The organism is Sphingosinicella soli, from assembly GCF_014199685.1.
GTDB lineage: Bacteria > Pseudomonadota > Alphaproteobacteria > Sphingomonadales > Sphingomonadaceae > Sphingosinicella > Sphingosinicella soli.
In genome coordinates, this window is sequence record NZ_JACHNZ010000021.1 from 1 (window position 1) to 25244 (window position 25244).

Consider the following 25244-nt stretch of genomic DNA (forward strand, 5'->3'; position numbering starts at 1 on the left):
CGACTGCGACGCCCCCGTCGCAAGCCGCGAGCGCGTCGGCGGCAGGCCAGGAACAGGTCAAAGTGTCGGCGAAGTCCTGCCCAAATACGGCGGCATTTGGAGATCGCGACGGCATCCTCGCCCACGCCATCGCCGAGCATATCGAAGCGCTGCGCGAGGAATGGGGCGCCGGCCCGCTCTGCGGAGACATCGATTCGATCCTCGCCGAATACGACACGGTCGCCATCGAGATCGCGCGTAACAGCGCCTATAATCGGATGCTGGTCGCGCTGTTCTTCTCGGTGAACCCCATAGCGTCGGCCCTCGCGTCGATCCGCAGCCTGCCTGCCGAACGGATCGAGCGCTGGCTTGCGCAGGCGCCGCCGCGATCGCTGCTGCCGACGCTGGACCGCGACCGCGCGGTGGATCGGTATGTGAACAGCGAGCTTTCCACCTATCGCTATTGGGCTTCCGGCCGGATTCCACTGCCCGACCTTGCCGACGAACTGCGCATCAACTTCCTTTCGGCGCTTCTTGAAATCACCGCCGGCCCCACGCGGACGGACATCGCGCGTCGGCACGCCCTGCTCTGCGGACAGATGATAGCGCGACATTAATCGCGTGATGGAAACATAAAATACAATCAAGTTTGTTTTATGTTGTATATATCCGCTTCCTGAGTCCAAAGTCCGCAACCCTGTTGAGACGGAGACTGTGATGAGCCGATTGTTCGGGCCGATCTTCCAGCTTGCCTATGTCGTGGAAGAGATCGAGCCGGCGCTGGAGCACTGGACCAGGACGCTTGGCGTCGGGCCATTCTTCATGTTTCCGACGCCTCTCCCCTTCAACTGGCTGCGCCGGGACGAGCAGCTTACCGAAGATTACGATATCCTCAGCCACGCCGCGCTCGCCTACAGCGGCGATGTGATGATCGAACTCATCCGGCCTGGAAGCGCCCCGTCCCCCTATCGCGAGTTTCTGGATGCGGGACGACGCGGCGTGCACCATGTCGGCACGGTCGCAACCGATTACGATGCGCAGATGGCGGCGGCGCGTGCTGCCGGAATTCGGGTGGCGATCGAAGGCGAACTGCCCATCTCGCGCTTTTCCTATCTCGCCACCGACATCCTGCATCCAGGAACGATGCTGGAGCTGATCGACATGTCGCAGGAGATGAAGGATTTGTTCGCCACGATCAAATCCGCTGGCGCGAACTGGGACGGAAAAGACCCGGTGCGCACGCTTACCTGACGGCGGCCTTCGTTTCCTTACGAAGGTCGGCGGCGCGCGCGCGCAGGTAATACCTCAGCGCCTCGCGCTCGGTCTCGGTCATTTCCTCGAAGCCGGGCATGCCGGCCGGAACAAGTACGCCGTCGCGAACAATGGCATCGAACGTGTCGCGGTCCGCCACAGTGGGCGACGTGCGCAGATCAGGCGCGACACCGGCGGCGACCACTTCGCCGCCATGGCAGACGACACAGCGCTGATTGTAGATATCCGCGCCCGCAGACGCCGCCGCCGTATCGGGGCGATAGTCGGGATCATCAAACGCGACCGGCTTGTAAGGCTCAGCGTCCGGCAGGACAGCCTTGCCGTCGAGCGCGAAGGTCAGCACGCGGCGTGCCTGGGACCGGTAATCGATGCCGTATTTCGCAAGCAGCGGCCCGAGAAACCCGCCGCTCGTGCCCATGCCGGTCAGTACCGTGACGTACTGGCGACCCTTTGCCATATAGGTGATCGGCGGCGCGATCACGGGCGCCTTGGCGTCGTATGACCAGAGCAGCTTGCCGGTTTTCGCATCATAGGCGTTGAATCTGGAATCGACCTGCCCGTGGAAGACGAGCCCGCCCCCGGTCGCCGCGACGCCGCCGTTGAAATGACTGGGCGTCGGTATCCGCCACGCCTGCTTCTGCGTCACGGGATCCACCGCGACGAGCGCGCTGTGCGTCTCCTGGCCTTCGAACAGCCTGATTTCCGGCCGCACCGCATAATCGAGCGCGCCGCCCGGGGCGCGTTTCCAGTTCTCGGGCGTAATTCCGCTGTCGTCGAAGGTCGCTTCCAGTTCGATCGCCGGAATGTAGACGAGGCGCGTTTGCGGACTGTACGCCATCGGCGTCCAGCTGTGCGCGCCGATCGGCGTCGGCGTCAGCGTCGCCGGACCGTTCTCGTAGCGGATGCCCGGCATTTCGACAGGGCGGCCGGTCTTGAGGTCGATCTTCGACGCCCACGAGACCTTCACGAATGGCTCGGCGGAGATCAGCTTACCGTTGGTGCGATCGATCACATAGAAAAAGCCGTTCTTCGGCGCCTGCATCAGCACCTTGCGCGGCTTTCCGTCGATCTCCAGCGTCGCCACCTGCATGTCCATCGAGGCGTTGTAATCCCAGCTTTCCGCCGGGTTGATCTGGTAATGCCACTTGTATTTGCCGGTCTTCGCGTCGAGCGCGACGATGGCGCAGAGGAACAGATTGTCGCCTTCACCGGCACTGCGGATCTTGTGATTCCACGGCGCGCCGTTGCCGGTGCCGAGGTAGATGGTATCAAGCTCGGCATCGTAGGTGATAGCGTTCCACACCGTCCCGCCGCCGCCGTGCTTCCACCATTCGCCCGCCCATGTCTCAGACGCGATCCGCGTCGTCTCGTCGTCGTCAACGCCGGGCTGGCCCGGAACCGTCCAGAACCGCCAGAGTTGCTTGCCTGTCTCCGCGTCATACGCCGTCACGTAACCGCGGATCGAACCCACGTCCGCGCCGCCGTGGCCGATGATGACCTTGCCGTCGAACACCCGAGGCGCGCCCGAAATAAAACGCACGTCGTCCTTCTCAACCGTCATCTGCGACCACACGGGCTTGCCCGTCTTGGCGTCAATTGCGATCAGGCGCCCGTCCTGCGTGCCGGTGTAGACCTTGCCGTTCCACCACGCGATGCCCCGGCTGCCCCAACCCTGACGCAGCTTGCGGCCAGACGCCTGCGGCGCTTCGGGATCATATTCCCAAAGCTGCTCTCCGGTCGCCGCATCGAACGCCCGCACCACGCTGTAGCCCGTCGCGGTATAGAGCACACCGTCAACCGCGATCGGCCCCGTTACCGAATTCCCGAGCGGTAGATCGACCGACCACGCCAGGCCGAGACGCTCCACCGTCTCCCGATTTACCTCATCCAGCGGACTGTAATGCTGCTCCCCGTACGTGCGCCCGAATGCAGGCCAGTCGCGCCCAGAAGACGTGTCCAGCAATTCGCCGGCTGGAACGCGCGCAACCTCCGGGTCCGTCGGCCCGCCGCAAGAGGATAATGCGAAAAAGGCCGCCGCAATCAGCGAGGAAGAAACAAAGGGTTTCATTCCGGATCTCATCGGGCGGACCTCCCTGGTATCAGATCATGGGCAGGCCGGAACGACGATCGCTCCGGCCTACACATGCGTTCAGATGCTAGCGGCTGCCGAACCTGACACCGGCCTCAACGCCGACGAAGCGCGGCGGGCCATATTGAGAATTGGCCCAGAGACCGCCGACGACCTGTGATCCGATTGCATAACGCTTGTCGGTCAGGTTGCGTCCGATGACCCGCACATAATACTCGTCGTCGACATCGGACAGCGTGATCGAAGCGTTCACCAGAGTGCGCGCGTTCAGATATGTATTTTCGCTGCTCGCAGCAATCGACTGCGTCGAGAGGTTCCGGGCCGTGTAGGCGACATTGCCGTTCAGCAGCATCTTGAGACCGCCCATCGGGATCTCATAGGTTCCATCCAGCGTCCATTGCCATTTGGGCAAGCGGTCGAGCGGCGCTGTCGTCAGATCATATCCCGCCGGAATCGGCGTGACATAATCGTTGTACTTGCCATCCTGATAGCCGAGCACCGCGCGCAGCGTGAGGCCGTCCACAGGAACCGCAGTCGCCTCTGCCTCTATACCCTTCACCGTCGCACTGGCGGCGTTGAAGAAGCGCGTGAGTTGGAACGGCAGGCCGTTGACTTCGATCGGCACGACGATCTGCTTTTGCAGATCGCTGTAATCCACCCAGAAGCCGGTCAGGTTGAAGCGCAGGCGTCGATCGAGCAGTTCCGACTTGATGCCGATCTCGTAGCTGTCCGCCTTCTCGGGGCGCGTCGCCGAAGCGGCCTCGCGGAACGCCGCCTCGTCAGCTCCGAACGGCGCGAAGCCGCCGATCTGATCGTTGAACGCCCCGGCCTTGAAGCCCCGCGAATAGGTGCCGTACAGGAAGACATCGTCGGTCGCCTGCCAACCGAGGCTGGCGCGGTATGTCGGCTCGTTCGCCTTGTCGACAATCTGCAGAACGCCCTGCGAATAGTTGAAGACACTGGCATCGAGCGTTTCGTTGATACCGCCCGCGCCGCCCGTCAGTTGCGGAATAAAGACCTGCTGACGGCCGTACCAACGCTTGTGCTCCCACGTGTACCGGGCGCCCACGGTCAGCGTCAGCTGATCGGTGAAATTATATGTGCCTTCCGCAAACGCTGCGACCGAACGCGATTTCTGGGCATTGCACAGGATGTACGGCGTCTGGTTCCACGTGCCGTAAGGCGTCGGCGGCGACACGAGATCCTGGAAACCCAGAATCTGGTTCACGCAGAAATCGATCTTCTCTTTCTGATAGAAGCCGCCGGCGACAAAATCGAACGGCCCCGACAAATTTGATGCGAAGCGCAATTCCTGTTGCCAGGTGGTGCGGTCGTCGTCGCGGCTTGCGTCGAACAGCGAGAGAATTTCGCCGTCGTCAGCAATCGGCGCCTGGTTCGGATAGGTGCTGGGAAGGCGGGATTCCTGCTTGCGATAGCCGCTCACCGATGTGAACGTGCCGAGCCCGACATCCAGATCCATATTGAGGTAGGCACCGTCGACGCTGATGCGGTGGCCCTTTTCCATGAACAGCAACGCATCGTTGCGATTGCTGATCCCGGCATAATCCAGAGGATCACCGCCCGGCGGCGTCGCAGCGCCGACACCCAGAACATCGAACAGCTGACCCGGAAGCGATTCGTTGACGCCCGGCACGCTTTCCGAGGTGTCACGAATCCATTCGTACTGCAGCAGGGCGCTGAACGCCGGCGACGGCTCCCAGAGCAGCTTGGCGCGCGCGTTCCAGACATCCTTGCCGCCGACGTTCTCGTTATCGCCGCAGCCTTCGGCACCCGCGAATTTGGACGGAACGAAAGCCACGACCGGACCGTAGCAGGCGCCGTTCTTGTAATAGCCGTCGCTGTATTCGTATCCGACCACGCCCCGGAACGCGAGTTGTCCGGGAATGATGGGAACATTCGCCGCCGCCTGAATGCGGGTCGTGCCATAGCTGCCGTACATCACGCGCCCCTCGACGCCAACCGAGTCGAGATCGGGCCGCTTCGTCCGTACGGTTACAGCGCCGCCGGTCGTGTTCTTGCCGAACAGCGTACCCTGCGGGCCGCGCAGAACCTCGACCTGCTCGATATCGAACGTGTCGAGCAACTGCGTCTGCACGGAAGAGACCACGAAATCGTCCACGAGCACCGCCACCGGCGGCTCGAAATAAACGATGATGCTGTTCTGGCCGACGCCGCGGATCGCAAACGATGCCGCGTTGAAGTTGGTGACCGTGGCTGCGGAGAAGTTCGGAACGAAGGCGGCAAGCTCACCGAGATCGCGGGGCGCGGACCGCTCGATCAGGTTCGCGTCGAGCGCCGATACCGCGACGGGCGTGTCCTGAAGGTTGGTCGCGCGGCGCGTGGCTGTAACGACGATCTCTCCAAGCCCGCCGTCGGAGGACGCCTCGGGCGCAGCTTGCGAAGCCTCGTCGGTCTGAGCGGCGGCAGGCGACGACGCCAGTGCCGCAGCCAGAACCCAAAGCGCCGGCAGTGCATGACGATTACGGTCTTTCATGTCCCTCTCCCCAAAAATGTTCACGCCAATACGGTTTCGACCGTTTTCTGCTGGCTGACATGTTCCTTTTAAGAGCACACTGGAAAATAACAATCAATCATGAATGTTTCTTTTGACAGGGCGCCGCTTTAGGATCAATAGTATCCCAGTTGCAACACATGCCTCCGCCAAGCCGGGATGACGTTCCTTTCAGGGCTTGGGGTTGCTTGCAGGTCATCCGCCGCATCCGGCGGGAAACACGGAAGGAAGAGACCGTGGCGTTCAGCTTTTTGTCGCGCTTCAGGATCAAATCGAGCCATGAAGCAGAATTCATCGCTCTCGCCCGGCAAATGGAAGGGCTGATCGACCGCGAACCGGGCACATTGGCCTTCAAATTCTTCCGGCTCGAGGAGCCCGGCATGTTCGCGGTTTACGAATCGTTCGTCGATGAGGCCGCCGACAAGGCGCATATGGAAACCGAGCACGGCAAGCCCGTCATCGCCAAGATGCTGGACTGCATGGACGGCAGCTATTCCCGCGAGATGCTTTACGATCTCGACCGCGCGGGATGAACACCGTCTTCATCACCGGCGCGACGTCGGGGATCGGAAGTGCTGCGGTGAACGCCTTCGCGGACGCGGGCTGGAAAGTGATCGCCGCCGGACGCCGCACCGAACGCCTGGAAGCGCTCGCATCGCCGTTCGGTGCGGACACCGTCCATACCGTGACGATGGACGTTCGAGACTCCGGCGCGATTTCCCAGGCTGTCGAGAGTCTTCCTCAGCCGTTTCGCGATATCGATCTGCTGATCAACAATGCCGGCCTCGCGCTCGCGGGCGCTGCCACGCCCGAGGCGGAACTCGATCAGTGGAAAACGATGATCGACACGAACATCGTCGGCCTGATCACCTTGACCCAGCACCTCCTGCCGGTGCTTTCCGAACGTCGCGGCGGGATCATCAATATCTCGTCCGTCGCTGCCAGCTATCCCTTTCCCGGCGGCAAGGTTTACGGCGGCACGAAAGCCTTCGTCACGCAGTTCTCCCAGTGCCTGCGCGCCGATCTTCACGGCAAGGGCGTGCGGGTGACATCGATCGAACCCGGCCTTGTGGAAACCGAGTTCATGCTGGTGCGGAACCTCGATGATCGGAACCTCTCCGACGCGATGTACCGAAACGCCTGCCCGCTGGCGCCGGACGATATCGCGGGCGCCCTGCTGTGGGTCGCGGGGCAGCCGCGCCACGTCAATATCAACAGGCTGGAGATCATGCCCGTCAGCCAGTCCATGGCCGGTTTCCGAATCGCGCGCAGCGATGCCTAAATCGCGGCCGACGCGGCCCCGTCCATGGTGACGATCGTTCCCGTCAACGTCGGTGCGCGGTCCGAGGCGAGGAACACCACCGCCGCCGCAATCTCTCCCGGTTCGGAAAAGCGCCCGGTCGGGCTCTCCGCCGCCAGCTCCGCCATGACGGCCTCGACCGACGATCCCCTGCCCCGCGCCACGACGGCGGCCGCCTCGCGCACACGATCCGTATTCGTAATGCCGGGGCTCACGCCGACGACCCGAACGCCGGAGGCCGCATAGGCAGCGCCGAGACCTGCCGTTGCAAGCATCAACGCCGCATTCGCCGCGCCGCCGGGCAGGTGGCTGGCGACGGGCCTCTTACCGCCCGTGCCGATGATATTCACGATTACGCCTGCGCGCCGTGCCACCATCGCCTTGATTACGGGATCGATGAGATGGATGTAGGTGAAATATTTCGCGTCCATGGCATCACGCCACCGCGCCGGCGACAGATCTTCCGGCAGCGAACGCTGTGCCGCGCCGGCGGAATTGACGAGGATGTCGATCGGCCCGAATTGCCGCTCGACGGACGCAAGCGCGGCGGCCGCTTCGGTCTCCTGACGCAGATCGGCAGCGACGCCGATCACGCCGGGCAAATCGCCAAGTGCCGCTGCAACCGAAGCCTCGCTTCGCCCGATGATCGCGACGTGCGCGCCTTCCGCCAGAAACGCTGCGGCACAGGATCGGCCGATCCCGCGTGTTCCACCGGAAATCAGAACTCTTTTCGCCTTCAGATTCAAATCCATCCGAATTTCCCGCCCATGCTTACCGCCTGAATCACTTGTTGCCACATAAAAAAACAGGCATGATTGTATTTAACAGACTCCGGCTGTCGATACATCAAAGGAAAAACAGGATGCCCCGCGTCTTTGTCCCCGCTGAATTCGAACACGACCCTTCCGCCTATGTCTGGACGAAATATGCGCCCGAAATCGGCGCGGCGGCAGCGGGCTATTCGCGCGCGGTGTACGAACGCTCGCTGCTTAGCCTCCGCGAGATGGAGGCCGCGCGCATCCGCACCGCCGACATCAACGGCTGCAAGCTCTGCAAGGGCATGCGCGCCGCGCGCGACCTGCCGGGCCATCTGGAGCGGTCCGGCGGCGATCCGTCGATCGCGGTCACCGCGCGCAGCACGCAGCCCGCCCCCGGCGAGGATTTCTACGAAGCGATCTACAATGGCGATCCCGATGGGCGCCTGTCCGAACGCGAAAAACTGATCGTCGAATATGCCGACCGTTTCGGCAACGCCCCGCAATCCATGGACGGCGACGAGGATTTCTGGGCGCGGATGCATGCGGCCTTCAGCGATGCCGAAATCGTCGATGCGACGTTCAGCATCGGCAGCTGGGTCGCGCTCGGCCGGTTGACGCACATCCTCGATCTCGACGGCGTGTGCATGCCGACATTCGCAAACGCCAACTGACCCATACACGGAAGACCGCAATGACTGAAGACAGCTACGATTTTCGCCGCACCTGGCCCGTCAACCCGGATGCTCCCGAAGACAGCCATGAAGTCAAGGCGCCGTTCGTGGACAACGGCACCGCCATCATTTCCAAGGACCGCTATTATTCCGCCGAATGGATGGAAAAGGAATGGCGCCACCTGTGGTCGAAAGTGTGGGTCTGGGCGGCGCGCGAGGAAGATATTCCCGAACCCGGCGATTTCGTGGTTTTCGAATTGCGCCGCGAAAGCATCGTCATCGTTCGCGGTGAAGACGGGGCCATTCGCGCCTTCTTCAATGTCTGCCCGCATCGCGGCAACCGCGTCGTCTACGATAGCGAAGGCAGTCTTGCGAGCGGCTTCACCTGCAGTTTCCACAACTGGCGCTTCAATCTCGACGGCAGCCTGAAGGCCGTGACCGATCCCGAGACGTTCCGGCCCGAAGTGCTGTGCTCGAAGCTCGATCTCAGCGCCGTCCGCTGCGAGACATGGGACGGATTCATCTTCATCAATCTCGATGAGAACGCCGGTCCGCTGCTCGACCAGCTCGGGCCGCTTCCGGACCACGCCCGCCCCTATCGCCTGAAGGACATGCGTATCGTCCGCCGCGCGCGCTCGGTATGGGACGCCAACTGGAAAGTGGGCGTGGACGGCTTCAACGAGGCCTATCACGTTCACGCCATCCATCCCGAGATTTTGCCGATCTTCAACGATTACCACACGCAGATCGACCTCTATCCGAGCGGCATGAGCCGCATGGTGACGAAGTTCGCCTACGAAAGCCCGCGAATCGGCGCCGAGGACGGCGGCTTCAACGAGGGGCTGAAGGCGCTGATGCGCGAAGTCGGCCTAGACCCGGACGACTTCACGGGCCGCATGGAAGACATCCGCCCGGCGATTCAGAAAGCCAAGCGCGCCCGCGCGGACAAACTGGGCCTCGATTATTCGCAGTTTATCGACAATCAGCTCACCGACGACTGGAATTATTTCCTGTTCCCGAACCTTCAGATGGGGATTCATCCCGAAGGCGTCAGCTTCCTGTATTTCCGGCCGCACAAAACCGATCCGCGCAAATTCATTTTTGACGTGATCGTCATGGTTCACCCGCAGGACGATCCTGAAATCCAGCCGCCCGCCTACATGGGCCTGCCGGAGGGATGGGACATCAGCGGCAGGACGCCGCCGCTCGTCGAGGAGATCGATCCGCGCGAAGGCGGCCTGGGGCTGGTGTTCGATCAGGACAGCTCGCTGTTTCCGCTGGTGCAGGAAGGCATCGAAAGCAGCGGCTATCGGGGCGCGGTGCTGTCCGAGCAGGAACAGCGCATCCGGCACTTCCACGCCGAACTCGACCGCAGGCTCGCCATCGACTGACGAGGCAGCCGCGTTGCTACCGGTGGGTTTTCCGAAACAACGCACCCTGCGAGCGGATGAACTGGCGTAAAGCGGCAAGTTCGTTGTCCGTCATCTCCTCGTAACGCGGCATCCCCGCCGGAACGAGCATACCGCCGCGCACGACTTGGTCGAACGTCTCGGCATCCTGCGGTATCGCCGATGCGCGAAGGTCCGGCGCAAGACCTGCGGCTTTCACGTCCACGCCGTGACAGACGAGGCAGCGGCGGCCGTAGATCTCGACGCCTGCATCGGCGAGCGCCGCATCAGGCTTGTAGGTCGCATCCTCTATAGGTTCCGGATAATCCGGCACGGCGGCGGGCAATCGCACGGCTTTCCCGTTGAGCGCGAACGTCAGGATACGACGCGGCTGCGTGCGATACTGCCAGCCGAGACGCGCGACCTTTTCGCCGAACAGCGCGCCGCTCGTGCCGAAGCCCGAAAGCACCGTGACATATTGGCGGCCATCCACTTGATAGGTGATCGGCGGCGCGAGAACGCCGGTTCCCGCCTCGAAGCTCCACAGGCGTTTTCCGCTGGCGGAATCGAACGCATTGAATGTCCCGTCGGCATGCCCCTGAAACACGAGATTGCCTGCCGTTGCCATCGTGCCGCCGTTCCAGAAGCTGTCGGTCTTCACCTGCCACAGCGCCTTCTGGTTCTTCGTATCCCACGCGACGAGCGCGCCGGTTCCCGCTTCGGGGTCACTGGAATCAAGACCGAAATTAACGCCGGTATCGTTGGCGTTGCCCGGCGTGCGCTGCCAGTTCTTCATCGAAATGCCGCGATCATCGAAGGTGCCCGGCATGTGCAGGACCGGAATATAGGTTATCCCCGTGCGCGGATCGAACGACATCGGCATCCAGTTGTGCGCACCGTTCGGTCCCGGCCAAAGTTCGACCTGCGCGCCGTTCTCGAAGCGCGCACCCGGCACCTCAACCGGCCTTCCCGTGGCAAGGTCAACCTTCGTCGCCCATGTCACCTTCGCATAAGGCTCGGCGGAGATCAGCTTGCCGTTGGTGCGATCGATCACATAGAAAAACCCGTTCTTCGGCGCCTGCGTCAGCACCTTGCGCGGCGTGCCGTCGATCTCCAGCGTCGCCACCTGCATGTCCATCGAGGCGTTGTAATCCCACGCTTCGGCAGGCGTGGTCTGGTAATGCCACTTGTATTTGCCGGTCTTGGCATCCAGCGCGACGATGGCGCAGAGAAACAGATTGTCGCCCTTGCCTTCGCTGCGAATGCGATGGTTCCACGGCGCGCCGTTGCCGGTGCCGAGGTAGATCGTATCAAGCTCGGCATCGTAGGTGATGGCGTTCCACACCGTGCCGCCGCCGCCGTATTTCCACCACTCACCCGCCCATGTCTCAGACGCGATGCGTGTCGTCTCGTCGTCGTCAACGCCGGGCTGGCCCGGAACCGTCCAGAACCGCCAGAGCTGTTTGCCTGTCTCCGCGTCATACGCCGTCACGTAACCACGGATCGAACCGACGTCGGCGCCGCCGTGGCCGATGATGACCTTGCCGTCGAACACACGCGGCGCGCCCGAAATGAAACGCACGTCGTCCTTCTCGACCGTCATCTGCGACCAGACCGGCTTGCCCGTCTTGGCGTCAATTGCGATCAATCGACCGTCCTGCGTGCCCGTGTAAACCTTGCCGTTCCACCAGGCGATGCCCCGGCTGCCCCAGCCCTGACGCAGCTTGCGACCCGCCGCCTGCGGCGCTTCGGGATCATATTCCCAAAGCTGCTTGCCCGTCGCCGCATCGAACGCCCGCACCACGCTGTAGCCGGTAGCAGTGTAGAGAACCCCGTCCACCGCCACCGGGCCGGATACCGAATTGCCGATCGGCAGATCGACCGACCATGCCAGGCCCAGCCTTCCCACCGTCTCCCGGTTCACCTCATCCAGCGGGCTGTAATGCTGCTCCCCGTACGTGCGCCCAAACGCAGGCCAGTCGCGTCCCGAAGACGTATCAAGCAATTCACCGCCCGAAACACTCGAAACCTCCGGGTCCGCAGAATCCGTGCAGGAGGACAGCAGCGCCAGCCCGCACAATATGGCGATGGAACGTCCTATCGAACGCACGGCGCCGGCATCGGCGCCCGATCTGAAAACGCGCATCGACTCCCTCCCCGGATTGAATTCGGAATGTCGCTTGTCAGTTCAGCGACCGGTAGAACTGGATCGTCATGTCTTCCGCCAGACAATCGAAGATCGGCGGAACGAGACGGTCATGGAAATCGATCTGCATATGATGATCGAACGCGGCATCATCGCGGAAGGTGGCCACGCAGACGAAAAGATCGGGATCCTCGTCGGACTGAAACAGCTCGTAAACCAGTGCATCCGGTTCCTGCGCATGGACGAGCTGCTTCATTTCCACCTGAAGTCGAATCAGTTCGTCGCGCTTTTCCGGTTTTGTGCGCAGCTGCGCGATGAAACTCTTGCCGCTCATGCCGCTTCCCCTTCACCGAGTTCCGCGATCAGTTGCTGCCGCAGCTTGAATTTCTGAATCTTCGAGGTCGACATCGGCCAGGCGGAAACCGGGCGCACATGCCTCGGCAGCTTGAAGCTGGCGAGCTGACCCCGGCAGTGCTGGATGAGTTCCGCTTCGGACGCGGTCATGCCCTCTGAGAATTCCACGAACGCGGCGGGCACCTCGACATATCGATCGTGGGGAATTCCAACGACCTGCGCCAGCTTCACGGCGGGATGGCTCTGGAGCATCGCTTCGATCTCGGCCGCCGCGACATTCTCTCCGCCTACCTTCAGCATATCCTTCGTGCGCCCATGGAACATGATCTGCCCGTCCGCATTGAAGGCGCCGATATCGCCCGTGTGGAACCAGCCGTCCCTGATCGCCTCGGCGGTCTTGTCGGGTGCGTTGTAATAGCCCCTCAGCATGTTCGGACCGCGCAGAACGATTTCGCCCTGCTCGTCGAGACCGCAATCGGCGCCGCTTTCCATGTCGACGATCCGCACTTCCCACTCGTCGAGCGGCACGCCGCATCGCCCGGTGCGCTGTTCGTACGTATCGGAAAGGCGGCTCGTCGTGACGGTCCCTGCCGCCTCGGTGAGCCCGTAGGTGCCGACCTGAATCGTGTGCGGCATCGCGGCGGTGACGGCCTCCTTGATCCACTTCGGCTGCACGGCGAAGTTGGAATTCATCACGCGCAGCGAAGAGAGATCGGTATCCTTGAACGTGGGATGCGAAATCAGATCCTGCATGATGGTCACGAAACTCGGGTAGGCGATGGTGGCCTGCTCGCGCCCCAGCATCTCGAGCGCAGTGCCCGCATCGAAATGCGGAACCGTCATGTACGCGCCGCCGAGATCGAGGATCATCACCATGGGAAGAATGCCGGCGATATGAAAAATCGGAAGCGGCGACCAGACCCTGTCGTTCTCCGCAGCCTCGTACCGAACGCCGAGATTGCGGCTGTTCGCCACCTGCGCGCGGTGCGCGATCATCGCCCCCTTGGGGTTCGCCGTCGTGCCCGACGTGTAGAGGATCATGCCGATATCGCCGGGTTTCACCGCATCGATGCGCGCATCGACATCCGCATCCGAAATCGAAGCGCCTTTGGCAAGCGCAGTTTCCGCAAGCAGAAGCCGGGCTTCGCACGGAGGGTCAAGGCAGATGACGCTTCGCAGTTTCGGAGCGTCTTCCAGAGACAGCGCCTGCGGGTCGGCGGCATCCTTCAGCGACGGCAGCGCCGCCATCAGACGCTCGGCGAAGTTGAGGCCGTCGGCGACACGTCCCGTCGTCACCAGCAGAACCAGATCCGCATCGCGAACGAGGTAACTCAGTTCCGATGCCTGATAACGCGCGTTGACGGGAACGGCGACACCCCCGGCCATGACGATGCCGAAAAGCAGCTCAACGAATTCAGGGCGCGTGGTCAGCAATATGCCGACATGGTCGCCGGGCTTCACACCCATCGCGATGAACGTCTTCGCCCAGTTGCGCGCCGACTCGTTCAACTGGCGATAACTCAATTTGCGATCCGGGAAGATGAGTGCGGGCGCATCGGCAAAGCGCGCGGCTGACGCCCTGAGCATCGCACACATCGTATATATCGGGGCGTCGGCCACCATCTCTATCCTCCCGCGATTGCGCCGACCCTCCGCGCATGTGGCGGGGCGGGCAGTAGTCTCCGTCAAGACGGTCTGTGGCCGCTTTCCATAACCCATAAAGCAGTTCCATATAAAAAACAATCTTACCTGATTTTTTTACTTTCTTCCGGTAGTCAAAGGGGATAAGCCAAGATCGGCAATAAGATCGCTTTGGGGAGTGCAACCATGGGAATGCTGGACGGCAAGGTCGCCGTGGTCATCGGCGCCGCAGGCCGCGACAACATGGGACAGGTCATCGCCCGCCGCTTTGCCGGTGAAGGCGCCAAGGTCGTCGTTGCCGGACGGGACGAAGCCGCACTGGCCGAAATCGCCGAGGAAATCGGCGGGATCGGCGTGCGCTGCGACATCACCAGCGAAAGCGATCTGGCGGCGCTTGCCGATGCCGCAGTCGAGCGCTTCGGCCATCTCGATATCGCCCTCAACGCAACGGGCTGGGGTTTGCTGAAACCCTTCCTCGAAACCTCCAAGGAAGAGCTGGAACGCATTGCCGCGCTTCAGTTCACCGGGCCGATCCTGTTCTATCAGGCCATGCTGCGGCGGATGCGCGACGGCGGCTCCATCATCCAGATTTCCTCGGCAACCGCTTCGATCATGCTGGAAGATCACGCCGCGTACATGGGCACCAAGGCGGGCACCGATCATGTCATCCGCTGCGTCGCCAACGAATTCGGCCGCCGAGGCATTCGCGCCAACTCGATCGCCCCGGGCTTCACCCCGACGCCGATGACCGCGAGGGCATCCCGCAATCAGGCGATCCTCGACAGCTTTGCGAAGGAATATCCGCTCGGCCGTGTCGGCACCAGCGACGACATCGCCGATGCGGCGGTCTGGGTCGCCTCGGACCATTGCTTCATGACCGGGCAGGTGCTGCAGATCAACGGCGGCCTCACGCTGCGCCGCAATCCGACGAACGCCGAGATCGGTGCCGCCGTAAAAGCTGCGCGCGCGGCAGCGGCCAGCTAGGCCGGAAGCGTTTCGCGCAGCGCTGCCATGGCACGCCGCGCGCGTTCGGCGCCGCTCACGCCGGCCTTGCGCGCCGCGCCCTGCGGTATCTCCGCCTCCATGATCGCCTGCGGTGCGATGGGTGCCAGAATGTCGCCGAGCGGGAATTCTCCCTTCCCCGGCAGCAGTCGTTCGCCGATCGCCTCGCGCCACGCGGCACCTTCGGGGATTTCGAGCGGCCCGTCGGAGACCTGCACATAGGTGATGAGGTCTGCGTTCGGGGCGACGGCCGAGACCTCCGCACCGTTGCGCATCAGGTGGAGCACATCGAGCACGACGCTGCCGCACCCGGCTTCCCGCACGATGGCGCAGGCGGTGGCGATATCCTTCACATCGGAAAAGCCGTTGAACTCAAGGCCGGGCACGATGCCGTAGTCGGCGGCCATCGCGTTGAATTCCCGAAGACGCCGCGCCGCCGCGCCGATATCGTCGTAGTTGTAGAGATGCACCGTCGCGCGCGGAGCGCCGAGCGCAGCCCCCGTCTTCAAGCCCTGCTCAAAGCGTTGCAGGTTTCCGTCCTGATCGAGCGAAAACACTTCGAGGTTGCAAACCGAGACACAGGCAGCGGCCAAAGCCTCCTTCAGCGCGGCGACATCGCCCGGCATCACGCACGGAAACAGCGTCCGCGCCTGCTTGGGCACCAGCGTAAACAGCGTAACATGAGCAAAGCCGGTGTCACCCGCCAGGGCCACCAGTTCCAGCGGCGATGTGTCCAGGACGGTCAGGTGATGCAGCGACAAAGCGTGCGCAGTCATCTCTCGCCTCTAAAAAAATCAAACATGATTGTTTTTATGCAAGACTATGCTAGACAGTGTCAATCAGGAGTTGCGAACCATGGAACTGAACAGCCAATCTGTCGAGCGCGTTCATGAAACGATGCAGTACGAACGCAGCCGGAGCACGCCTCCGGAGGATTTCCCCAATCTTCCCGATATCCCCGGCAGGCGCTATGTCGATCCGGAATTCCTGGCGCTCGAACGCGAACGCATGTGGCAACGCGCCTGGCTTTACGCCGGGCACACCGACCAGCTCCCCAATCCCGGCAGCTGGTTCCTGACGCGTAACACCGGCGCCCCGGTCATCGTGGTGCGCGATCTGGAGGGCACGGTCCGCGCCTTCTACAACACCTGCCAGCACCGAGGCGCGCCGCTGGTCAACACCGAGTCGGGCGATGCGCGCGGCTTCGTGTGCGGCTACCACGGCTGGAGCTACACGCTGGAAGGCAAGCTGACCGCCGTGCGCGACAAGCGCGATTTCGTCGATCTCGATTTTTCGTGCCGTTCGCTGGTGGCGGTCCGCTGCGAGCTGCTCGGCAGTCTGATCTTCATAAACGAAGATCCCGACGCCCAGCCTTTGAACGAGCACATCGGGCCGATGGCGAAGGAACTCGCGCAATACGATCTTGAGAATCTTCGTCTCGTCGATTCGCGAAGCTACGAGGTTCAGTGCAACGTCAAGGTTCTGCTCGACGCCTTCCTCGAAGTTTATCATCTCAAATCGATTCACCAGCACACCGTCGATCGTTTTCTCGATCATCGCGGCATGTTCGTGACGTTATGGCCCAACGGACACAGCCGCATGCTGACCCCGAATCGCCGGCCGGACTGGAAGGATCCGGGCACCATCGGCATGCCCAAGATTCCCACGATCACCGAAGTTCCTGCCGACAACAACGTCAGCTATCACGTCTATCCGAACTTCGTGATGCCTGCGTCGGACAGCGGCATTCCGCTGCTGCAATTCTGGCCGACATCAGACAAGACGTGCCGCGTGGTGTCGAGCTGGATCGCGCCCGATTACGATGCATCCAAGGACAATCCGCTGTGGGATACGCGCATCGCGAACTGGGAGCGCATTCTCTACGAAGATCTGCAATTCGCGCCGCAGATTCAGGAATCCCTGGAAAGCAAAGGCTTTCGCGGCATGCCGCTCAATTATCAGGAGCGCCGCATCTATCACTGGCATGAAGAGCTCGACCGTCGCATCGGGCTCAATCAGGTGCCGCCCGAAGCGCGTGTGGAGCAGGTGCTCCACGATTTCGTCGACAGCGGCGAGGGCTGAACACATTCATAGCGCCGAGCATGCCGACAGCGAAGGGCTGGCGCGCGAACGTCGCATGCTCTTCGCTTACGAGGATGCCGGGAAAGACCGATTTCGCACGGCGGCGATCCCGAGCGAACTCGTCCGCCTCTACGGTGGTCAGCTTATCGCGCAGGCGCTCGGCGCCATGCAGAAAACCGTTTCGCCGGAGAAAACCGCGCACAGTTTCCACGCCTATTTCGGTCGCCCCGGCCATATCGACAAAGACCTCGATTTCGCCGTCCTGCGGGATAACGATGGGCGCAGCTTCTCCACCCGGCGTGTCACGGTAACGCAGGACGGCGCTGTCATCCTGACCGCATCGGCATCCTTTCAGGTCGGCGAGGACGGCCCGCGCCACCAGTTTCCGATGCCCGACGTCCCCCCGCCGGAGGGGCTGCGACCGCTGCACGACTATGTGGCCGAGGCTGCCGATCGTTTGCCCGTGCGTCACCGTCCTTTCTGGCTGGGGCAGCACCAGTTCGAATGGCGTCCGGTCGAACCGTTCCGCATCTTCAGCGGCGGCCCGCCGACGGCGGGGCCCCACTACTGGCTGAAACTGAAAGCCCGGCTGGGAGATGACGAGGCGGAGCACCAGCGCTACCTCACCTACGTTTCCGATCTCCACATTCTCCACGCCGGCCTCGCGCCGCTCGCGATCGGCTGGGCGGACGACCATCTGCAAACGTCGAGCCTCGATCATGCGCTCTGGTTCCACGACCGCTTTCGGGTTGACGAATGGCTGCTCTATACGCTGGACAGTCCGGCAGCAGGCGGCGGCCGGGCGCTTGGCAGGGGCACACTCCATGCGTCGGACGGCCGGCTGGTGGCGACGGTCTCCCAGGAAGGGCTGATCCGCGTGCACGAGACGCCCAGAAGCCGGTTCTGAGCGAGCGATTGGAAAGAGTCATGACGTCCGCCGGATTTACAGTCGTGAAGCCTCACCGGGCCTTCGAGGATCTCGTCGTCGGCGAATTTCGCAAATCACGCGAACGCGTCGTCACGCAGGACGAAATTCTCGCGTTCGCCCGCACCTATGATCCGCAGTGGTTTCATGCCGATAGCGAACTGGCGCGCGAATCGGTTTTCGGCGAGGTCGTCGCGAGCGGCATTCATGTGCTGGCGATGTGGCGGCAACTCGATCACGAAATCAACAGCGACATCGATTTCGTCTGCGGCGTGGGGTGGGATGAGCTGCGCCTGCGCCGCGCGATCCGTGCGGGCGATGTGATCCACGTCACGTCCCGGATCGTCGAACTGAAGCCGTCTGCGAGTCGCGACGACCGGGGCACCGCGCTGACGCGTTACGCCGTCGTCACGCAGGATGGAACCGAGGCGGTGACGTTCACCAGCATCAACCTCGTCTACACGCGCGCCGCGCGCGAAAGACGCTCGGTTAGCGACCCGGCTTCGACATAAGCCTGCCGCATCGCGGCCTCGACGACATCTTCGGAGCCGAAGGTCGGCATGACGCGGATGGTGTGAACATCGCCGACCCCGATGAATCCCAACCATTGCTGAAGATAAGCCGCCTGGTGATCGAGCGATGCCATCGGTCCTTCTGGACGCGTATCGAGCGCCCCTGCGGCCACAATGATCGCGAAGCCGTGCGCGGCGTGGCCGATGACATTTCCGTTCGCGTCGGCTGAAAACGCCATGCCCGGCTGCGTAATCACATCGATGTAATGCTTCAGGCGGTAAGGCACGCCGAAGTTCCACGCAGGCGTGCTGATCAGCCAACCGTCGAAGGCGAGGAAATGCGCAGCCATGTCGCGGATGCGGTCCCAGTCCGCCGCGATCTCGCCCGCCACGTCCTCTCCGGCAAGCAGCGCATAGCGGCCCTCAATGGTTTCACCAGCGAGCGCAGGCAAGTCCACCGTATCGAGATCGAGCGTCTCGACCGCCACGTCGTCGAGGCGTTCCAGAAGGTGACGCGCCACCATGGCCGAACGCGAGCGATTGCCGCGCGGGCTGGCGTTTATGTGAATAAGGCGGCGTGTCACGATACCGCTCAGCGGCGCTGGTCGAACCGGCGCCCCAGCATGGCTCCGGCGATGTTCACCTTCTGGATATCGATCGCCCCGCCCGCGATCCCCCATCCCCAGCTGTCGCGCAGGCGGCGTTCCATCGGGAACTCCTTGGAATAGCCGTATGCGCCCATCAACTGCATCGCGTCGCCCGTCACTTCGCGGGCGATGGAATTCGCGAAGCATTTCGCCGTCGAACTGTCGAGGATGGACGGGAGCCCGTCCTGCGCGTTCGCCGCCGCGCGCCAGATCAGCAGCCGCGCCGCCTCGCACTTCATGTGCATCTCGGCGAGCTTGATCTGAACCGCCTGGAAATCCGCGATCGGCTTGCCGAACTGCTTGCGCTCCTGCACGTATTCGGAAACATCCTCTAGCGCGCCCGACGCCTGCCCGAGCGCCATCGTGGCGTTGCCGCAGCGTTCCAGATCGAACGCCTCCATCAGCTTCTTGAAGCCGCCGGCGGCAACGACGATGTTTTCGGCCGGAACCTCGCAATCATCGAAATAAAGATCGGACGACGGCACGCCGCGAAAGCCCATCAGCTGCTCGTTGGAACCGAATGTGAGACCCGGGGTATCCTTTTCCACGAGCACGGCACCGATGGCTTTTGCACCGGGGTCGTCCGAAAGTCTGCAATACACGACATAGCCGTCGGCATGACCGCCGCCCGAGCACCAGCGCTTGATGCCGTTCAGGATCACCTTGTCGCCGCGAATCTCGCCGCGCGTTTTCAGATCGGTCAGCGCCGAACCGGCGTCGGGCTCCGACATCGATACGGCAACCTGCATCTCGCCCCGGCAGACGGCAGGAACGACGCGCGCCTTCAGCGCGTCGGACGCGAAGTGTTCGATGGCGCGCACCGGCCCCACCGACGATTCGAAGATCGGGAAGGCGACGGCGGACGAAATCTTCGCGAATTCCTCAAGCACGATCAGCGCCTCGACATTGCCGAGGCCGAGCCCACCAAGGTCAGCGGGAATGTTGATGCCGAGGAAACCCATCTCCGCATACCGGCGCACGAGATCGTGGCTCGGCGGTTTGTTGTCGCGCTCCAGTTCGGCGGCGATGGCGGGCAGTTCCGCACGTGCGAACGCGCGGGCGGCAGCGCGTAGCTGCTCCTGCTCGGAACTCAGTCTGAAATCCATGATATGTCTCCCCAGGGCGCCAGCGCCTCCTGACGCTAAAGCAGTTCGGGTCGCTCGATCAGATTTGCGAGCGCCGCCATGAAACGTCCGCCGTCGGCACCGTCGATCGCGCGGTGATCGCACGACAGCGACAGATGCAGAACCGGCACGATACGAATGGCCCCGTCGTCGTCTATCGGTTCCGGCCGCGCGGTGCCGACGGCAAGGATCGCACCCTGCGGCGGATTGATGATCGCATCGAATTGCTCGACCCCGAACCCGCCGAGGTTGGAAAGCGAAAAGCTGCCCCCGGTGAATTCTTCGGGTTTGAGCTTGCCCGCCTTCGCCCGCTGCGCCAGCGCCTGCATCGCGGCCGATATGTCGACGATGCTGCGTTCGTCGGCGCGCGTCACGATGGGCGTGACGAGCCCCTTTTCGGTGGCGACGGCGACGGCGATATCGGCCGATTCGAACCGGTGAATATCGTTGCCGTGGACCTGAATGTTCACCTGCGGCACTTCCATCAGCGCAAGCGCGCACGCCCTGATGAGGTAATCGTTGACGCTGGGACGCTGCCCCTGCACCGCCGCCCGCAGCGCCAGCAGCCGGTCCGCCCGCACCCTGCGCCGAATATAGAAATGCGGAATCGTCGCCTTGGATTCGGTCAACCGGCGCGCGATGGTCCGCCGCATCGACGACATCGCGTTTACCGTCACGCCTGATACCGGCGGCGCAACTACGGTGGCCTGAGGCGCCACAGGCTGAATTTGCGCGAGGACATCCGCCTTGCGAACGCGCCCGCGCGCGCCGGTGCCGGAAATTCCGGCGAGCGGCACGTCGTGAAGGACAGAGAGCCGCTTCGCCATCGGCGATGCGAAAACGTCCGTATCGGGGCTGAGCGGATATGGCCCGGCGAGTGTATTCGACGCAACCGGCCGCACAACCTGATCGATATCCTGCGCCGTGATCCGCCCGCCCGGACCGGAGCCCTTGATCGTCGCAACATCGACACCGGCTGCGGCCGCGCGTGTCAATGCGACCGGGCTGATGGCGATCCCTGCGGGAATTTCAGGCGCGGCGGGGGGTGGCGGAGCAGCAGCGGGCGGTGCCTTCGCATCGGCGGCGCCTGCGTCGGGCTCGAAGCTCGTATCGGCCTGTTTGAAATTCGCAACGAAGGCGTCGATGTCCGCCGCTGCGGCCTCGCCGTCCGACAGCACCGCCAGCAGCGCGCCGACCGGATAGGTGCCGCCCGCCTCGGCGAGTATGCGCACGAAACGCCCGGCCGCTTCCGCCTCGATCTCGTTGGTGATCTTGTCGGTTTCAACGAGCGTGAGGACCGCGCCCTTCGTAAAGGGTTCGTTCTCTCCCACCATCCATTCCGAGATGGTTCCCTCACTCATTTCGATGCCCCATTTCGGCATCGTGAAGGCCTTGAGCGTTGCCATGGCCCCGCCCCTCAGCGGAATGCGAGAACGTGGCGAACCGCGTCCTCGATCTTTTGCGGAGACGGCACCCAGGCGCGTTCGAGTTCGCGCGCGTACGGGATCGGCGAATGCGGCCCCGTGACCATCGCCGGCGGCGCCTTCAGGCTCGTGAACGCCTTGGATGCGACGATGGCGGCAATGTCGGCGGCCAGGCTGCAGCGCGGCGGGCTTTCGTCCACGATGACCAGCCGTCCCGTCTCCTCGACCGAATCGAGAATGGCTTCCTCGTCAAGCGGACTCGTCGTCCGAAGGTCGAGCAGATCGGCGCCGATGCCTTCGGCCGCCAGCTTGTCGCATGTCTTTTCGGCAAACCCGACCATGCGTCCGCACGCCACGATGGTCACGTCGCCGCCTTCGCGCACGACACGCGCCTCGCCGAAGCGCTGGCGATACTCGCCGTCGGGAACCTCGCCCTTCACGCCGTAGAGCGTCTTGTGTTCCATGAACATCACAGGGTCATCGCCGCGCAGCGCCTCGGTGAGCAGCCCCTTGGCGTCGGCGGGCGTGGCGGGAAGCACCACCTTCAGACCCGGCATCGCGGTCAACAGCGCATAGACCGACTGGCTGTGCTGCGCCGCCGCGTTCATGCCCGCGCCGTAGATCATCCGCACCACGGCCGGGCATTTCGTCTTGCCGCCGAACATGTAGCGAAACTTCGCCATCTGGTTCCAGAGCTGGTCGAGGCTGACGCCGATGAAGTCCGCGAACATCAGTTCCGCGACCGGCCGCTTGCCGGCAAGCGCCGCGCCCGCCGCCGCGCCGATGATGGCGCTTTCCGAAATCGGCGTATCGATGACACGGCCCGCGCCGAACTTCGCGTAGAGCCCCCCGGTGGTTCCCCAGATGCCGCCGATCGCTTCCTGGCCACCGGCCGTTCCGGCACCGCCGACGACGTCCTCGCCGAGCACGATAATATTGGAATCGCGTTCCATTTCAGCGTGAAGCGTGCGGTTGATCGCCTCGCGGATATTCATGATTGCCACGGCCGATCCCCCCTCAATAATCCACGTAGACGTCTTTGGCGACGCTTTCCGGATCGGGCGGCGGTGCCGCCCGCGCCTCGCTCACGGCCTCGTCGATCAGCTGCGCGACCTCCGCATCGATGGCGTCCAACTCAGCAAGATCGAGCAGACCCGCATCGCCCACGCGCGCACGAAACGCCTTCAGACAGTCGCGCTCCTCGCGGATCCGGTCCAGCTCGCCGGGCCCGCGATAGCGCTGCGGATCGCCCTCGAAGTGGCCGTAGAACCGCTCCGTATCCAGCTCGATCGCCGCCGGACCGTTGCCCGCGCGGACGTAATCGAGGAGTTCCCGCATGGTCTCATACGTGTCGAAATAGTCGGAGCCGTTGGCGCGCCAGGCTTTCATGCCGAACGCTTCCGCGCGGCTGGCGATGTCCTTGTTCGTGCCGACCGCATAATCGACGCCGGTGTGTTCGGAATAGTGGTTGTTCTCGAATACGAAAATGGCAGGCGCCTTGACGACGACCGCAAGGTTCATGGCCTCGAACGTCGTCCCCTGGTTGCAGGCGCCGTCACCGGAAAAGGCGATCGCGACATGGCCGTTTCCGTCCAGCTTGGCGGCGATCGCAGCGCCGACCGCTTGCGGCGCACCGGCGCCGACGATCCCGTTCGCCCCCAGCATGCCCAGCGAAAGGTCCGCGATATGCATGGACCCGCCGCGCCCTTTACAGAGCCCGTCCCTGCGGCCGTAGATTTCCTTCATCATCCCCTTCACGTCGCAGCCCTTGGCGATGCAGTGCCCGTGGCCGCGGTGCGTGGAAACAATGAAATCCTCGACCGCGAGATGATCGCAAACCCCCACGGCAGCCGCTTCCTGGCCGCAGTAAAGATGCGTGAAACCGGCAATCTCGCCGGTCTTGATCTCGTCGTGCAGCCGTTCCTCGAACTGGCGGATCGTCGCCATCCGGCGATAGGCGCCAAGCAGATCATCCCTCGAAAGCTGCATCTTCATTCTCCCGCCCTTCCGCCTGGAAGGATCATTTTTTCGTCCGTATGTCAGATATCGCCGGGTGTTTTGCCGCCCGGCCCATAGATGTAATCGTCGAGAACCTTGTGGAAATGCCGAATGCGCAGCTCCTGGTCGCCGACCCACAAGCCCTTGAACGCATCCGAATGCATGCCCTTCTGCACGGTCGGCAGATTGTACGCGTCCTGATCCAGCACCTGCCCGATCGAGCGGTCGCCGTGTTTGAAGCGCTTGTGCTTGGGCCTCTCCGGCCATTCCTCTCCGTCCGGCACCAGTTCGAACAGCCAGATGTCGTAGAGCATCTTGTTCGGGTCGGTCGCGTGCGGACGCTGCCGGAACAGCATCACGTCATCGGCATGCACGTTCATGGATACGTTGGGGAAGATCGTATAATGATAGTCGTCGGTCAGCTGGTCGTCGTTCAGCTCCGAATAGTCCTTGCCCTGCGCCGCGCCGTGCTTGCGCTTGAACAGCTGGACGTCGCGGCGGATATCGCTGGTGCGCCCTTCATATTCCGCCGGGTCCATGCCCGCCTTCACCATCACCTCGTAAATCGCCGGCGGAATTGCGGACGGCAGCGCAACTCGCGGACTGATCGCGGCGAACGGCACCAGATAGCGATTGTGCTTTTCGTAGCAATCGATCTGGACGTTCACATCATCGAGATACCACTGAAGCTGCGGGTGAATGCCCTGCACGTGGTACGTCTCGCTGAAGGCATCGACGCTGGCCTTCCAGTTGCAATCCCACTCGACCGTGATGTCGCGCGCCCACGCCATGCGTTCCATATGATAGGGACCGAGATGCTGCGGCATCGGATCGAGATACTGCTCCAGCGGCTCGACGTCGGGATTGAGCGAATACCAGACGAACCCGCCCCATTCCGCGCAGGGATAGCGCTGCAGGGACGCGCCGGGAGGGCAGCCCTGCGGAAACGTGTCGAGATCGGGAATTCGCTCGATGCGTCCATCCAGACCGTAGGTCCAGTGATGGTACAGGCAGCGGAAATGCTCGACATTGCCGAGCCCTTCGGGGCGGAGCCGGTTGCCGCGATGCAGGCAGACATTGGGGAACGCACGCACCGAGAGATCCGGCTGGCGCACGATCAGCACCGATTCCTTGCCGATTTCCGTGCAGATGTAATCGCCCGGTTCCGGCATATCGTCGCAGCGCCCGCCCAGCAGCCAGACCTTGGTCCAGATCCGCTCCCACTCCAGCTTCATGAACGCTTCGGTGGTGTATCGCTCTGCCGGGATGATGTCATGGCCAAGGTCGGGGTCTTCCGCCTTCCAGGCAGGCGTACCCTCCGGCCAATCCTGCGGATTGACGCGAATGACCTCAATCTGGCGCTTGACGTCCGGCATGATCCGATCCCCGGAACCCTCTA

23 protein-coding genes are annotated in these 25244 nt (G+C 62.9%); 10 read left to right on the forward strand and 13 right to left on the reverse strand.

Annotation, left to right across the window (positions count from 1 at the left end; all coding sequences use genetic code 11):
* Both GGQ98_RS09970 and GGQ98_RS09975 read left to right on the forward strand, forming a co-directional pair.
* A partial coding sequence (locus GGQ98_RS09970; protein WP_207791342.1) for a hypothetical protein occupies nt 1-596 on the forward strand: 596 nt, incomplete at its 5' end.
* A 100-nt stretch (nt 597-696) separates the two neighbouring features.
* The gene (locus GGQ98_RS09975) at nt 697-1230 is read left to right on the forward strand and encodes a VOC family protein (protein ID WP_184068848.1); all 534 of its coding nucleotides are present in this window, start codon (nt 697-699) and stop codon (nt 1228-1230) included.
* On the opposite strand, the gene GGQ98_RS09980 is transcribed toward GGQ98_RS09975, so the two are convergent.
* Nucleotides 1223-3319 (reverse strand): PQQ-dependent dehydrogenase, methanol/ethanol family, encoded by a 2097-nt coding sequence (locus GGQ98_RS09980; protein ID WP_243451810.1) that lies wholly within the window; start codon nt 3317-3319, stop codon nt 1223-1225. The two genes, GGQ98_RS09975 and GGQ98_RS09980, sit on opposite strands and share 8 nt — an antisense overlap.
* Nucleotides 3320-3407: 88 nt before the next feature.
* Nucleotides 3408-5855, reverse strand: a complete 2448-nt coding sequence (locus tag GGQ98_RS09985) for a TonB-dependent receptor (RefSeq protein ID WP_184068854.1) — start codon at nt 5853-5855, stop codon at nt 3408-3410.
* Nucleotides 5856-6109: 254 nt separating this feature from the next.
* Here GGQ98_RS09985 and GGQ98_RS09990 point away from each other — a divergent pair, with 254 nt between their 5' ends.
* Together GGQ98_RS09990 and GGQ98_RS09995 are read left to right on the forward strand one after the other, a co-directional pair.
* On the forward strand, nt 6110-6406 hold the full coding sequence (locus GGQ98_RS09990; RefSeq protein ID WP_184068857.1) for an antibiotic biosynthesis monooxygenase: 297 nt from the start codon (nt 6110-6112) through the stop codon (nt 6404-6406).
* Nucleotides 6403-7155 (forward strand): SDR family NAD(P)-dependent oxidoreductase, encoded by a 753-nt coding sequence (locus GGQ98_RS09995; protein WP_184068860.1) that lies wholly within the window; start codon nt 6403-6405, stop codon nt 7153-7155. Before GGQ98_RS09990 ends, GGQ98_RS09995 begins: the two co-directional genes overlap by 4 nt.
* Here the strand turns inward: GGQ98_RS09995 and GGQ98_RS10000 are convergent.
* The gene (locus tag GGQ98_RS10000; RefSeq protein WP_184068864.1) at nt 7152-7925 is read right to left on the reverse strand and encodes an SDR family oxidoreductase; all 774 of its coding nucleotides are present in this window, start codon (nt 7923-7925) and stop codon (nt 7152-7154) included. The two genes, GGQ98_RS09995 and GGQ98_RS10000, sit on opposite strands and share 4 nt — an antisense overlap.
* A gap of 110 nt (nt 7926-8035) precedes the next feature.
* On the opposite strand from GGQ98_RS10000, the gene GGQ98_RS10005 reads away from it, so the two are divergent.
* The gene (locus GGQ98_RS10005) at nt 8036-8602 is read left to right on the forward strand and encodes a carboxymuconolactone decarboxylase family protein (protein ID WP_184068867.1); all 567 of its coding nucleotides are present in this window, start codon (nt 8036-8038) and stop codon (nt 8600-8602) included.
* 20 nt (nt 8603-8622) lie between these two features.
* Entirely contained in the window at nt 8623-9993 is a 1371-nt protein-coding gene (locus tag GGQ98_RS10010) for an aromatic ring-hydroxylating oxygenase subunit alpha (RefSeq protein ID WP_184068870.1), read from the forward strand.
* Between the two features lie 16 nt (nt 9994-10009).
* Here GGQ98_RS10010 and GGQ98_RS10015 read toward each other — a convergent pair whose 3' ends face one another.
* The 3 genes from GGQ98_RS10015 to GGQ98_RS10025 are packed head-to-tail and all read right to left on the reverse strand — an operon-like array spanning nt 10010 to nt 14113.
* The gene (locus tag GGQ98_RS10015) at nt 10010-12136 is read right to left on the reverse strand and encodes a PQQ-dependent dehydrogenase, methanol/ethanol family (protein WP_184068873.1); all 2127 of its coding nucleotides are present in this window, start codon (nt 12134-12136) and stop codon (nt 10010-10012) included.
* 37 nt (nt 12137-12173) lie between these two features.
* Complete coding sequence (locus GGQ98_RS10020; RefSeq protein WP_184068876.1) at nt 12174-12470, reverse strand: putative quinol monooxygenase; 297 nt, start codon at nt 12468-12470, stop codon at nt 12174-12176.
* Nucleotides 12467-14113, reverse strand: a complete 1647-nt coding sequence (locus tag GGQ98_RS10025) for a class I adenylate-forming enzyme family protein (protein WP_243451811.1) — start codon at nt 14111-14113, stop codon at nt 12467-12469. Before GGQ98_RS10025 ends, GGQ98_RS10020 begins: the two co-directional genes overlap by 4 nt.
* Nucleotides 14114-14317: 204 nt before the next feature.
* On the opposite strand from GGQ98_RS10025, the gene GGQ98_RS10030 reads away from it, so the two are divergent.
* Nucleotides 14318-15115 (forward strand): SDR family oxidoreductase, encoded by a 798-nt coding sequence (locus GGQ98_RS10030; RefSeq protein WP_184068879.1) that lies wholly within the window; start codon nt 14318-14320, stop codon nt 15113-15115.
* On the opposite strand, the gene GGQ98_RS10035 is transcribed toward GGQ98_RS10030, so the two are convergent.
* On the reverse strand, nt 15112-15909 hold the full coding sequence (locus tag GGQ98_RS10035; protein ID WP_184068882.1) for a sugar phosphate isomerase/epimerase family protein: 798 nt from the start codon (nt 15907-15909) through the stop codon (nt 15112-15114). The genes GGQ98_RS10030 and GGQ98_RS10035 overlap by 4 nt on opposite strands.
* 79 nt (nt 15910-15988) lie before the next feature.
* Here GGQ98_RS10035 and GGQ98_RS10040 point away from each other — a divergent pair, with 79 nt between their 5' ends.
* Genes GGQ98_RS10040 through GGQ98_RS10050 form a run of 3 tightly spaced genes read left to right on the forward strand, consistent with a single transcriptional unit; the run spans nt 15989 to nt 18652 of the window.
* The gene (locus GGQ98_RS10040) at nt 15989-17215 is read left to right on the forward strand and encodes an aromatic ring-hydroxylating oxygenase subunit alpha (protein WP_184068885.1); all 1227 of its coding nucleotides are present in this window, start codon (nt 15989-15991) and stop codon (nt 17213-17215) included.
* Between the two features lie 55 nt (nt 17216-17270).
* Nucleotides 17271-18122, forward strand: coding sequence for an acyl-CoA thioesterase (locus tag GGQ98_RS10045; protein WP_243451812.1), 852 nt, complete (start codon nt 17271-17273; stop codon nt 18120-18122).
* 20 nt (nt 18123-18142) lie between these two features.
* On the forward strand, nt 18143-18652 hold the full coding sequence (locus tag GGQ98_RS10050) for a MaoC/PaaZ C-terminal domain-containing protein (protein WP_184068891.1): 510 nt from the start codon (nt 18143-18145) through the stop codon (nt 18650-18652).
* Here GGQ98_RS10050 and GGQ98_RS10055 read toward each other — a convergent pair.
* From GGQ98_RS10055 to GGQ98_RS10080, 6 genes are read right to left on the reverse strand one after another with little or no spacing between them, the layout of a single operon-like run.
* Nucleotides 18598-19236, reverse strand: coding sequence for an FMN-dependent NADH-azoreductase (locus GGQ98_RS10055; RefSeq protein ID WP_341534183.1), 639 nt, complete (start codon nt 19234-19236; stop codon nt 18598-18600). The genes GGQ98_RS10050 and GGQ98_RS10055 overlap by 55 nt on opposite strands.
* A gap of 8 nt (nt 19237-19244) precedes the next feature.
* On the reverse strand, nt 19245-20405 hold the full coding sequence (locus GGQ98_RS10060; RefSeq protein WP_184068897.1) for an acyl-CoA dehydrogenase family protein: 1161 nt from the start codon (nt 20403-20405) through the stop codon (nt 19245-19247).
* 35 nt (nt 20406-20440) lie between these two features.
* Entirely contained in the window at nt 20441-21829 is a 1389-nt protein-coding gene (locus GGQ98_RS10065; protein ID WP_184068900.1) for a 2-oxo acid dehydrogenase subunit E2, read from the reverse strand.
* Between the two features lie 11 nt (nt 21830-21840).
* Nucleotides 21841-22851, reverse strand: a complete 1011-nt coding sequence (locus GGQ98_RS10070) for an alpha-ketoacid dehydrogenase subunit beta (RefSeq protein WP_341534184.1) — start codon at nt 22849-22851, stop codon at nt 21841-21843.
* A 13-nt stretch (nt 22852-22864) separates the two neighbouring features.
* Entirely contained in the window at nt 22865-23836 is a 972-nt protein-coding gene (locus GGQ98_RS10075) for a thiamine pyrophosphate-dependent dehydrogenase E1 component subunit alpha (protein WP_184068903.1), read from the reverse strand.
* Nucleotides 23837-23886: 50 nt separating this feature from the next.
* Nucleotides 23887-25221 (reverse strand): aromatic ring-hydroxylating oxygenase subunit alpha, encoded by a 1335-nt coding sequence (locus GGQ98_RS10080; protein WP_184068906.1) that lies wholly within the window; start codon nt 25219-25221, stop codon nt 23887-23889.
* Between the last annotated feature and the right edge of the window lie 23 nt (nt 25222-25244).

What these genes read in the sequence shown, in the direction of transcription:
- GGQ98_RS09975 (WP_184068848.1), top strand. Translation starts at nt 697, where the DNA reads ATGAGCCGATTGTTCGGGCCGATCTTCCAGCTTGCCTATGTCGTGGAA.
- GGQ98_RS09980 (WP_243451810.1), bottom strand. Translation starts at nt 3,319, where the DNA reads ATGAAACCCTTTGTTTCTTCCTCGCTGATTGCGGCGGCCTTTTTCGCA.
- GGQ98_RS09985 (WP_184068854.1), bottom strand. Translation starts at nt 5,855, where the DNA reads ATGAAAGACCGTAATCGTCATGCACTGCCGGCGCTTTGGGTTCTGGCT.
- GGQ98_RS09995 (WP_184068860.1), top strand. Translation starts at nt 6,403, where the DNA reads ATGAACACCGTCTTCATCACCGGCGCGACGTCGGGGATCGGAAGTGCT.
- GGQ98_RS10000 (WP_184068864.1), bottom strand. Translation starts at nt 7,925, where the DNA reads ATGGATTTGAATCTGAAGGCGAAAAGAGTTCTGATTTCCGGTGGAACA.
- GGQ98_RS10005 (WP_184068867.1), top strand. Translation starts at nt 8,036, where the DNA reads ATGCCCCGCGTCTTTGTCCCCGCTGAATTCGAACACGACCCTTCCGCC.
- GGQ98_RS10010 (WP_184068870.1), top strand. Translation starts at nt 8,623, where the DNA reads ATGACTGAAGACAGCTACGATTTTCGCCGCACCTGGCCCGTCAACCCG.
- GGQ98_RS10015 (WP_184068873.1), bottom strand. Translation starts at nt 12,136, where the DNA reads ATGCGCGTTTTCAGATCGGGCGCCGATGCCGGCGCCGTGCGTTCGATA.
- GGQ98_RS10020 (WP_184068876.1), bottom strand. Translation starts at nt 12,470, where the DNA reads ATGAGCGGCAAGAGTTTCATCGCGCAGCTGCGCACAAAACCGGAAAAG.
- GGQ98_RS10025 (WP_243451811.1), bottom strand. Translation starts at nt 14,113, where the DNA reads ATGGTGGCCGACGCCCCGATATATACGATGTGTGCGATGCTCAGGGCG.
- GGQ98_RS10030 (WP_184068879.1), top strand. Translation starts at nt 14,318, where the DNA reads ATGGGAATGCTGGACGGCAAGGTCGCCGTGGTCATCGGCGCCGCAGGC.
- GGQ98_RS10035 (WP_184068882.1), bottom strand. Translation starts at nt 15,909, where the DNA reads ATGACTGCGCACGCTTTGTCGCTGCATCACCTGACCGTCCTGGACACA.
- GGQ98_RS10040 (WP_184068885.1), top strand. Translation starts at nt 15,989, where the DNA reads ATGGAACTGAACAGCCAATCTGTCGAGCGCGTTCATGAAACGATGCAG.
- GGQ98_RS10045 (WP_243451812.1), top strand. Translation starts at nt 17,271, where the DNA reads ATGCTCTTCGCTTACGAGGATGCCGGGAAAGACCGATTTCGCACGGCG.
- GGQ98_RS10050 (WP_184068891.1), top strand. Translation starts at nt 18,143, where the DNA reads ATGACGTCCGCCGGATTTACAGTCGTGAAGCCTCACCGGGCCTTCGAG.
- GGQ98_RS10060 (WP_184068897.1), bottom strand. Translation starts at nt 20,405, where the DNA reads ATGGATTTCAGACTGAGTTCCGAGCAGGAGCAGCTACGCGCTGCCGCC.
- GGQ98_RS10065 (WP_184068900.1), bottom strand. Translation starts at nt 21,829, where the DNA reads ATGGCAACGCTCAAGGCCTTCACGATGCCGAAATGGGGCATCGAAATG.
- GGQ98_RS10075 (WP_184068903.1), bottom strand. Translation starts at nt 23,836, where the DNA reads ATGCAGCTTTCGAGGGATGATCTGCTTGGCGCCTATCGCCGGATGGCG.
- GGQ98_RS10080 (WP_184068906.1), bottom strand. Translation starts at nt 25,221, where the DNA reads ATGCCGGACGTCAAGCGCCAGATTGAGGTCATTCGCGTCAATCCGCAG.